Annotated in this window: 9 protein-coding genes; 2 read left to right on the forward strand and 7 right to left on the reverse strand. The window is 69.8% G+C overall.

Features of this window, described 5'->3' with window-relative positions; translation table 11 throughout:
• Positions 1–61 precede the first annotated feature (61 nt).
• The 4 genes from ftsY to DD1DGNOD_RS21465 all read right to left on the reverse strand — a co-directional run bounded on the left by ftsY (position 62) and on the right by DD1DGNOD_RS21465 (position 6,385).
• Positions 62–1,300: a signal recognition particle-docking protein FtsY gene (ftsY, locus tag DD1DGNOD_RS21450; RefSeq protein ID WP_131770916.1), complete on the reverse strand. Its 1,239-nt coding sequence runs from the start codon at positions 1,298–1,300 to the stop codon at positions 62–64.
• 33 nt (positions 1,301–1,333) lie between these two features.
• Complete coding sequence (locus tag DD1DGNOD_RS21455; RefSeq protein ID WP_131770917.1) at positions 1,334–5,143, reverse strand: AAA family ATPase; 3,810 nt, start codon at positions 5,141–5,143, stop codon at positions 1,334–1,336.
• Between the two features lie 345 nt (positions 5,144–5,488).
• The gene (locus tag DD1DGNOD_RS30930) at positions 5,489–5,683 is read right to left on the reverse strand and encodes a hypothetical protein (RefSeq protein ID WP_131768369.1); all 195 of its coding nucleotides are present in this window, start codon (positions 5,681–5,683) and stop codon (positions 5,489–5,491) included.
• Between the two features lie 357 nt (positions 5,684–6,040).
• Complete coding sequence (locus DD1DGNOD_RS21465) at positions 6,041–6,385, reverse strand: acylphosphatase (protein WP_131768320.1); 345 nt, start codon at positions 6,383–6,385, stop codon at positions 6,041–6,043.
• A 112-nt stretch (positions 6,386–6,497) separates the two neighbouring features.
• Between DD1DGNOD_RS21465 and DD1DGNOD_RS21470 the strand changes: the two genes are divergently transcribed.
• Complete coding sequence (locus DD1DGNOD_RS21470; RefSeq protein WP_241251757.1) at positions 6,498–6,743, forward strand: hypothetical protein; 246 nt, start codon at positions 6,498–6,500, stop codon at positions 6,741–6,743.
• Positions 6,744–7,079: 336 nt separating this feature from the next.
• Positions 7,080–7,256: a hypothetical protein gene (locus DD1DGNOD_RS21475; RefSeq protein ID WP_206443351.1), complete on the forward strand. Its 177-nt coding sequence runs from the start codon at positions 7,080–7,082 to the stop codon at positions 7,254–7,256.
• A gap of 61 nt (positions 7,257–7,317) precedes the next feature.
• On the opposite strand, the gene DD1DGNOD_RS21480 is transcribed toward DD1DGNOD_RS21475, so the two are convergent.
• The 3 genes from DD1DGNOD_RS21480 to rnc are packed head-to-tail and all read right to left on the reverse strand — an operon-like array spanning position 7,318 to position 9,814.
• Complete coding sequence (locus DD1DGNOD_RS21480; RefSeq protein WP_131770918.1) at positions 7,318–8,049, reverse strand: DUF2786 domain-containing protein; 732 nt, start codon at positions 8,047–8,049, stop codon at positions 7,318–7,320.
• A gap of 42 nt (positions 8,050–8,091) precedes the next feature.
• Positions 8,092–8,946, reverse strand: coding sequence for a bifunctional DNA-formamidopyrimidine glycosylase/DNA-(apurinic or apyrimidinic site) lyase (gene mutM, locus DD1DGNOD_RS21485; RefSeq protein WP_131768322.1), 855 nt, complete (start codon positions 8,944–8,946; stop codon positions 8,092–8,094).
• A 52-nt stretch (positions 8,947–8,998) separates the two neighbouring features.
• Entirely contained in the window at positions 8,999–9,814 is an 816-nt protein-coding gene (rnc, locus tag DD1DGNOD_RS21490) for a ribonuclease III (RefSeq protein WP_131768323.1), read from the reverse strand.
• Positions 9,815–9,866: the final 52 nt, after the last annotated feature.

The raw sequence follows: 9,866 nt of genomic DNA on the forward strand, positions 1-9,866 counted from the left end.
TTCCGTCGTTGCGTTCCGTGGTTCCGTTCCATGGTTCCGTTCCATGGTTCCGTTCCATGATTCAGTCCGGTGGGTCTCCGAGCAGCGCGTCGACAAACGCCTCCGGGTCGAACGGAGCAAGGTCGTCCGGGCCCTCCCCCAGACCGACCAGCTTCACCGGGACGTCGAGCTCCCGCTGTACGGCGATCACGATGCCGCCCTTGGCAGTCCCGTCGAGCTTGGTCAACACGATCCCGGTGATGTCCACCGCCCGGGCGAAGACCCGAGCCTGCTCCACCGCGTTCTGGCCGGTGGTCGCGTCCAGCACGAGCAGCACCTCGTCGACGGGACCGAGCTTGGCAACCACCCTCTTGATCTTGATGAGCTCGTCCATCAGGCCGGTCTTGGTGTGCAGGCGTCCCGCGGTGTCGACCACCACCGTGCTCGCGCCGTCGCTGATTCCCCGCTTGACCGCTTCGAAGGCCACCGACGCCGGGTCGCCGCCCTCGCTCCCGCGTACCGTGTGCGCTCCGACCCGGCTCCCCCAGGTTTCCAGCTGATCGGCGGCGGCGGCCCGGAAGGTGTCCGCCGCGCCCAGCACGACCGTCCGGCCGTCCGCCACGAGGAGTCGGGCGATCTTTCCGCAGGTCGTGGTCTTGCCGGTGCCGTTCACCCCGACGACGAGGATGTTCGCCGGCCGGCCCTGCGCGAACGCCTGCAGCGTGCGGTCGGTGCTGGTGCCGATCTGGGCGAGCAGTTCGTCGCGCAGCAGGGCACGGACGTCCGCGGGCCGGCGCGCGCCGAGGACCTTCACCCTCGTACGCAACGACGTGACCAGCTCCTGGGTCGGTGTGACGCCGACGTCGGCGACCAGCAGGATTGTCTCGACGTCTTCCCAGACCTCCTCGTCGAGGTTGTCCCCGGACAGCAACAGCAGCAGGCCACGGCCCAGGCTGCTCTGGGAACGGGCCAGGCGCGCGCGCAGCCTTACCAGCCGGCCCGCGGCCGGTGCCGGCACCTCCAGCTCCGGTGCCTTCTCCAGTTCCAGTTCGAACAGCCCGGCCTCGGCGGCCTCGGGTCCGGTGGGGGGCGAAGGAATGCCGAGATCAGCCGGGAGATCGACTGTGTCGACCGTCCGTCGGGGGGAATCCCGCGGAACCTCGGCGTCGTCACCCACACCGGGTGAGTAGTCCGTCCCTGGATGTGGCCGGCCGCGGGTGGATGTGGTCTCCCGCCCGCGACGGCGGGTGCCCACCACCAGGCCGGCGGCCGTGACGAAGCCGAACACGACGATCGCGATAATGATGAGGACGTACTCCACGCCTTCGATCCTGACAGACCAGGCGTGCTGTGCTCAGGCCGAGGCACGCTCGCGGAGCCGTTGACTGATCACCGTGGTGACCCCGTCACCACGCATCGCCACACCGTAGAGCGCGTCGGCAATCTCCATCGTGCGCTTCTGGTGGGTGATGATAATCAACTGGGACTTTTCCCGCAGCCCTTCCAGCGCCTCCAACAGGCGGCCGAGATTGCGGTCGTCAAGGGCTGCCTCGACCTCGTCGAGGACGTAGAACGGCGACGGGCGGGCCCGGAAAATCGCCAGCAACAGCGCGATCGCCGTCAACGACCGCTCGCCGCCGGACAGCAACGACAGGCGCTTGACCTTCTTGCCCGGTGGCCGGGCCTCCACCTCGATACCTGTCGTGAGCATGTCATCGGGGTCGGTCAGGACCAGCCGGCCCTCGCCGCCGGGGAACAGGGTCGCGAAGACCGTCTCGAATTCCCGCGCGGTGTCCGCGAACGCCGTCCGGAAGACCTCCCGGACCCGCTCATCGACCTCCGCGACGACCAATAGCAGGTCACGGCGGGTGTTCTTGATGTCGTCGAGCTGGGTGGACAGGAACGCCGCCCGTTCCTGCAACGCCTCGAACTCCTCCAGCGCCAGCGGGTTGACCTTGCCCAGGCGGCCCAGCTGCTTCTCCGCGGCGGCCGCCCGCGCCGCCTGCTCGGTCCGGTCGAACGGGACGGGCTCGCCGTCGGCGGTGTCCGGTGGCACGGGGACATCCGGTCCGTACTCGGCGACCAGGTCGTCGGCGGCTATCCCGTGCTCGTCCAGCGCCTTGGTCTCCAGGGTCTCGACCCGCAGACGCTTCTCGGCACGGGCGAGCTCGTCGCGGTGGACGTCGTCACGCAGCGCGGCAAGTTCGGCTGCGAGCACCCGGACCTGCTCCCGGACGCCTGTCAGGCCGGACTCGGTCGCCCGGCGCAGCGCCTCGACACGCTGGCGTTCGGTGTCGGCGGCGACCAGTGAATGCTCCAGGGCCGCCAGGGCGGCGCCGGCGGCATCGGCCACCGCCGCGGCCACTGCGGCCTGACGTTCCCGGACCTCCCGGCGTCGCGCCGCGGCCATCCGCGCGGCACGTTCGTTCGCGGCGGAGCGCACCAGCGCGTCCGCGCGCCCGGCCAGCGCCCGCGCCCGCTCCTCGCTGGTGCGTACCGCGAGTCGGGCTTCCACCTCCTCGGCGCGCACGGCCGACGTTGCCGCAACCAGTTGATCACGCTCGGTTGACGGGCGTTCGCCGGCATCGGGTTCGGCCGAGGCCTCGGCCAGCGCCGCCTCCAGCTCCGCCAGCGCACCGTATGCCTGATCGCGGGCTGTTTCGGCCTGAACCCGGGCCCGTTCGAGACGTTCGATCTCGGCCGCACCGGACCGGTTCGCCCGCTCCAGCTGGGACAGCTGCTCGGACAGCGCACGGTGACGGGCGACGGCGCCGTGCAAGGCCGCAAGCGCCTCGTCGATCCCGGTCCGGGCCCGGTTGACCTCCTCGTGGGCGGCGGCAACCGCATCCCGGGCATGATCACCACGACCGGCCGCGGCGATCATCTGGGTTTCGGCCTCCTCGGCGGCGGCCTGCAACTCCAGCAGGGACGGTGCCCGGGCGCTGCCGCCGGTGGCGAGAGCCGGTCCGATCACGTCACCGGCCCGGGTGACCGCCCGGATGTCGGGATGCTCCCGGACCAGCTCGGCCGCAGCCGCAAGATCGTCAACGACCAGGGTGGCGGCGAGCATCCGCGCGACACCCGCGGCGTAGCGCGGATCGCTGACCCGGACGAGGTCGCGGGCGGGTACGCCACCAGCGCGAGCCTCCGGCGGCAGGGCCTTCGCCGGGTCGGTCACGGCGTCGGTCACGGCGTCCGGCGCGGGACCGTCGGCGGGGATCTCGGCGGCGACGACCAGGGACGCGCGTCCGGCGTCGACCGCCCGCAGCCACTCGAACGCGGCGCTGACATCGTCGGTGCCGGCGACGGCGACGGCGTCGGCGGCTGGACCCAGCACGGCCGCGACAGCCGCCTCCGCCCCGGGCTCGACCGACAGCCACGCGGCCAGACGCCCGAGGATGCCGGTGGGTGGTTCGACCTGATCCGCGGCATCCGTCCCGGCTGTCACCCCGGATTCCGCCGGCGTCACCGGCACGGCGCCCGCGCCTGCCACCGTGACAGCTCCGCCCGCCCTGCCCGCGGCCTGGCCCTTCCCGCCAGCCCTGCCCTTGCCACCGTCCCTACCGCCGCTGTCCCCACCGCCGGCCTTGCCCTTGCCGCCGCTCGCCCGGCCGGCCGGCCGGCCCTGCCAGGTACCGGCGGCGACGTCCAGCAGCGCCGCGGCGCCGTCGCGCGGGGTCAGCGACAAGGTGAGCGCCTCCCTGCGGGCCTGCCAGGACGCCCGGTCGCGTTCGGCGGAACGCTCCTGCGAGCGCAGCTCCTCCAGGCGATCGGTGGCGGTGGTGTGGACCGCCACCGCCTCATCATGGCGCGCGGTGAGTTCGCTTCGGGTGGTCTGTATCCGGGCGAGCTCCGATTCGAGCGCGATCCGTTGATCGCTCGTTTCCCCACCACGCAACCGGGCCGCGTCCACCGCCTCGGACATCCGGACGATCTCCGCCTCGGCACTGGTGGCCCGGGATCTGGCGGCCTCGACCCGTCCGGCCAGCCTGGCAAGGTTCTCCCGCCGGCTTGACGCCTCCCGCACGGCCGCGACCAGCGCCTTTTCCTCCCGGGCAAGCGCGGCTTCGAGCTGCGCCCGACGAGCGACGACTCCCTCGAGGCTGTCGCGGTCGGCCTCCAGCCGGACGACCAGAGCGTTCTCCTGCTCCCGGACGGCGGCGGCCTCCTGCTCCAGCTGCTCGGGGTCGCGACCGCTGCGTTGCTCCTCGGCGCCGGCCCGCAGCAGCCGGACCCGCTCGGCGGCCAGCGACCGGGTGCCCCGGATGCGTTCCCGCAGGGACACCAGGGCGTGCCAGACCTCGCCCGCGGCGGCTGCCCTGGGAGTCACCGCGGCCAGCTCCGCCTCCAGCGCCTGCTCGCGCTGCTGACCGTCGGCATGGGTACGACCAATCGTGGCAACGCGGACCCGCAGCGCCTCCTCGTCCCTGATGTCGGATGCCAGGTCACCACGGGCCGTAACGATGTCGTCGGCAAGCAGCCGCAGGCGGGAGTCACGCAGCGTCGCCTGAATGACGCCGGCCTTGCGGGCGATTTCCGCCTGCCGGCCCAGCGGGCCCAGCTGGCGGCGCAGCTCGGCGGACAGATCGGTGAGCCGGGTGAGGTTGGCGGCCATCGCCTCCAGCTTGCGCAGCGCCTTTTCCTTGCGCTTGCGGTGCTTGAGAACGCCGGCCGCCTCCTCGACGAAGGCACGGCGGTCCTCCGGGCGGGCATGCAGGACCGCGTCGAGCTGCCCCTGCCCGACTATGACGTGCAGCTCGCGGCCGATCCCGGAATCGCTCATGAGCTCCTGGATGTCCAGGAGCCGGCAGGTGCTGCCGTTGATCGTGTATTCGCTCTCGCCGCTGCGGAACATCAGGCGGCCGACGGTCACCTCGCTGTAGTCGATCGGCAGGGCACCGTCGGTGTTGTCGATGGTCAGCAGCACCTCCGCGCGGCCCAGCGGCGGACGCGACGGAGTGCCCGCGAAGATGACGTCGGACATGGTGCCGCCGCGCAGCGCCTTGGCTCCCTGTTCGCCGAGAACCCATGCCATGGCGTCGACGACGTTGCTCTTGCCGGAGCCGTTCGGCCCAACCACGCAGGTGATACCGGGCTCGAGGTGCAGAGTCGTCGAACTCGCGAACGACTTGAAACCCCGCAGGGTGAGGCTCTTGAGGTACACCGGTCTCCGGAGCTGTCGCAGAGAACGGGCAGCGGACAGCCGGACACACGGCGCAACCGGCAGCTGGGCCGGTTGCGCGTGCATGGACCCGCCCAGCCACCACGCCCGAAGGGACGATCGACTACCCACGATACTGCGGTGTCCGGTACCCGACCGGGACGGGTGCACCGGCACGGCAGGCACCGGAAGGTGAATGGCATCACTGGCAGGAATCGACGTAACTCACAACGTCACAGACGCGATGGAAGACACCGACGAGAGGTTTCGCGAATGCCGCCAGCAGCACAAAGGGACGTTCCCCATGAAGAGAAACGTCCCTTAACTCCCGCTACGGGTCCGGGAGGATCAGGTCAGCGCGGGCTCCGCCTCGAACACCCGAAGTTCATCCGAGACATCAACGCCTTCAAGAGCATCATTGAGAGCGCGGGTACGCGCGAGTTCGTCCTCCAGTTCTGCTACACGCGCACGAAGTCGGCGTACCTCATACGACAAACGAACATCGCTGCCAGAGCCGACGTGGCCGAAAAGGGCCTTCGCCATGATAGTGGTCCTCCACGATGAGTGACCGAGCGGGTGCAGGATGCGCTGCGACCTAGCCAACCGGCTCAGGCAGGCCACACGACGCACCAGACAATGAACCAAGGATCGCACGCCAAGCGACCGAAAGTCAAGACGATGCCATACCCCGCTCGCCGGCGACGGCGTTTTGTCGAGATGGAGACACCCGGCCGTCGGCGCATCCGTCAGCACGAGGAGGTGGATGCCGCCGTGCCGCCGGACCGACAGGCCGGCCACCGGCCGCACCTCCCAGCAACCCAAGGACTCAAGCAACCCGAAGACCTGGGCGCAGACATCCGACCACGAGCGCGCGGACGCCGGACCGGGCGAAAGGAGTGCTCACTTACGAACAAAATTCAGCAGGTCACCTCTGGGTTGCGACCAGGAGTACGTCACCTGTGTCGTCCGACCGGGCGTGTGCCCCGCCCGCAACATTTCCAGAAGGGTCTGACACGCCGCGCGCGGACCCTCCACGATCACCTCGACTCGTCCGTCCGAGAGATTCGTCGCGGAACCCACCAGGCCGAGCCGGCGCCCTCGCGATCGAACATATGCGCGAAAACCAACACCTTGAACGGTGCCCGACACCCATGCCGTAAGACGGGCATGGGACACAGGGGATGCGGAGCCGTCGGACGGATCGCAATCACCCTGATCGGCTGATCCAACAGGAACGTCGTGCATGGAGGCAGGAACGTCGTGCATGGAGACGGTAGGATACCGGATCACTGTGGACACAACACATTCTCCCCGCTTCCGCCGGCCCCGGATGCGCTCGTATCGCCGCGGTCGAGTCATGATGATGACGGTGTGCGCCGTCGTCATCCCGTCGACGCTGCTCCTTGGCGGCTGCGGCCAGAACTTCGAACAGGACGGCGGCGTGCTGCCGGTACCGAGGGCCAGCACCGAAGGTCTGCGCAGCGCGACACCGCAGCCGGCGCCCGCCGCACCGACCGAGGTGATCGGCCCTGGCTACGCTCCGCCCCGGACGTCGGGCCCCACCCAGACGGCGGTCCCCAACATCCCCGGCGGCAAATACTAGCGATCCGGAGGCTCTTGGCCGTAGGCGGCGCGAAAAACATGATCGTGTCGTCTTTGGCCTTCTCAGCAGCGCTACCCGTACTAGGCAGCGCTGCCCGTCAGCGCCTGACCGGGTTCGGCGATATCGCGCACCTCCGGTGCGGTTGCCGCGAGGGTGGCGTGTAGCCGCCGACCGCGGGCCACCACCGATGCCACCGGTCAGGCCGCCACCATGTCGAGGCCCTGTTTCCCGGTGTGCGCGGGGGCAGATTCCCACGGCCGGCACAATGGTCCCGGCAGCGGAGCGAGAGACAGCCGATGAAACGGGGGGCTGGTTTCCCAAGGCTCGCAGCTCGTCGTGGCCACGCACTCGCCGATCCTGCCCGCGGTTCCGGGCGCCCGGATTCTGCAGATCGACCCGGACTGCGCGATCAACCAGGTCGGCTATGACGAGGCTGAACCAGTGGTGCTGACGCGCGGGTTTCTGGCCAGCCCGGAACGGTTCCTACGTCACCTGTTCAATGACGAGCCGTGATCTTTCTGATTACTTTCGCAGCGTTGTGATGCAACGGGATGGCGATACCCACCCTTTCCGGTTACAGCTGCTTGCGGCGGGGGTTACCGGCGACGCGGTTGTCGGTGCCGATGTCGGCCCGCTGCCCGGCCTGAAAGCCGGCCGGCCCGCCCGACCCGGACAGGTTCCGGGATCGCGTCGTGCGCAGTCGCGGGTACACCTCGGCGACGTGCCGGTCGACCCGGGCCGATCGGTCGGCGAGTACGAGCTCGACCGATCGGCCGCAGGCAGGCCCCTGCCTGTGACGTTCCCGGGCCGCGGCCTCGGCTTTGGTCAGCCGGTCCTGGACGGCGATGGCGAACCCGGCCATCCAGGACCGGCGGAACGCGCGGGCGTCCTCCGAAGGTGGCACCCGAACCAGCGCGAGGGCGTGCGCCTGCTGGACCAGCAAGGACGTGTAGAGAATCTGGGTTCGTTCCAGATCGGCCGCCATCCCGAACAGGTGCGCCGTGTGCGCGGTCGCACCGAGCAGCGGGTGCGTCCGGTGGATCAGCCGGCATCCGAGCGGACCGGCGATACCGGCCAGAAGAGTGATCTTGTCGCGGGCGTAGGGATGGTCGATGTTCAGGACGACGTCCCCGGCGACCGCTCGAGTGGGTACTGCCTCCTCGAGCAGCGCCCGGTCGATGCCGTACTGCGCGATCAGGTCCGCGGCCTTGTCGTTGTAGGACTCCCGGGCCTGTTCGGGCAGGCCCTCGGCTTCGGCCATCGCCAGCAGCTTGCGAATCTTTCCAAGGGCCGCGTCCGCATCCATGACGTCTGCTCCGCTCCTCCTGCTACCAGCTACTACCAGCTGCTACCAGCGAGCTCTTCGCGGGCGTGGTTGGCAGCGCGGACAGGTGAAGCTCGACCGGTTCATGAAGGCATCCCGGCGGATCGGGGATTCGCATCGTCCACAGGGCCGGCCCGTCCGCCCGTAGACCGCAAGCGAACGGTCGAAGAGCCCGCTTTCACCGTTGACCGACACGTAGAGCGCGTCAAAGGAGGTGCCACCCGCGCGTAAGGCCTCGAGCAGAACCTCGCGTGCCGCCTGGAGTAACCGGTCAAGTTCGCTGCGGGTCAGCGTCTCGGTCGGACGCGCGTAGTGCAGCCCCGCTCGCCACAATGATTCGTCTGCATAGATGTTACCAATCCCGCTGACAAGGGTCTGGTCGAGTAGCGCCCGCTTGATTCCGGTCCGGCGTCGGCGCACGGACGCGACGAAGTCGGCATCGGAGAAGTCCGGGTCGAGGAGGTCCCGAGCGATGTGCTCTATCGGTGCGGGCACGCCCGAACCGGCCGGGACGACCGCCAGCCCGCCGAAGGTACGCTGGTCGACAAATCGCAGTTCCCGTCCTGCGTCGGCGAAGGTGAAACGCACCCGCAGGTGCGTCTCGTCGGGCTTGTCCGTGGCGACCACGAGAAGCTGGCCGCTCATCCCGAGATGACCCAGCAGCGCAGCGCCATCGTCGAGGGTCAACCACAGGTATTTGCCCCGGCGGCAGGCAGCCTCGATCGTGCGGCCCGCGAGCACCGCGGCGAAGTCGGCGGCACCGGCGGCATGCCGCCGGACCGCCCGGGGATGATCGACCAGCACCGTGGCGATCGTCCTGCCGAGCAGTGCCCGCTCAAGGCCGCGGCGGACCACCTCGACCTCGGGAAGCTCAGGCATCGGGAAGCTCAGGCATCAGAAAATGCGGATTCACCGGACGCGTGGTTGCCGGTCAGCCGTTACCCGTGCCCACGGCCGCTTCGGAATGGCCGTGGGCGGTATCGGTGGCATCGAGTGATCCGTCGGAACCCTCGGACGCGGCCTGGACACCGTCCTGGCCATCCGCCTCCAGTGCCTGGAACGCGGCGGCGGCCGCCCGCTGCTCGGCCTCCTTCTTGCTGCCCCCGTCGCCGTGACCGAGTACTTGACCGGCCACGACAGCACGGGCGGTGAACCGTTTGGCGTGGTCCGGCCCGAACTCGTCCACCTGGTACTCGGGGGGACCGAGCAGCAGGCTGGCCGTGCGCTCCTGCAGCGACGTCTTCCAGTCGAGTCCGGCGCCCCGGCCGGCGGCGACGTCCAGCAACGGGTCGAACAAGCGGTGAACGAACTCGGAGGCGGTCCCCAATCCGGACGACAGGTAGACCGCGCCGATCAGCGCCTCCAGGGTGTCCGCGAGGATGCTGGCCTTGTCCCGCCCGCCGGTGGTCTCCTCGCCACGGCCGAGCAGCAGGTAGGGGCCGATGCCCTCCTCCCCCAGCGTGCGGGCGACCTCGGCCAGAGCCCGCATGTTGACCACGGACGCGCGCTGCTTGGCCAGCTGCCCCTCGGGCAGGTCGGGGTGGCGATTGAACAGGGCGTCGGTCACGACCAGGCTGAGCACCGAGTCCCCGAGGAACTCCAACCTCTCATTGGTCGGCAGGCCACCCTGCTCGTAGGCGTACGAGCGGTGCGTGAGCGCCAGCTCTAGCAGGTCGACGTCGACGGGCACGCCGAGTGCGGCCCGCAGGCCGTCCCGGGGTACCGGTGGAGGCAGGCCGCGAGTCATGCCGGCAACCCGGCTCGGGTCCGGCGGCGGGCAACGAGATCGGCCAGGGCCA

This window comes from Candidatus Protofrankia californiensis, from assembly GCF_900634765.1.
Classification (GTDB): domain Bacteria; phylum Actinomycetota; class Actinomycetes; order Frankiales; family Frankiaceae; genus Protofrankia; species Protofrankia californiensis.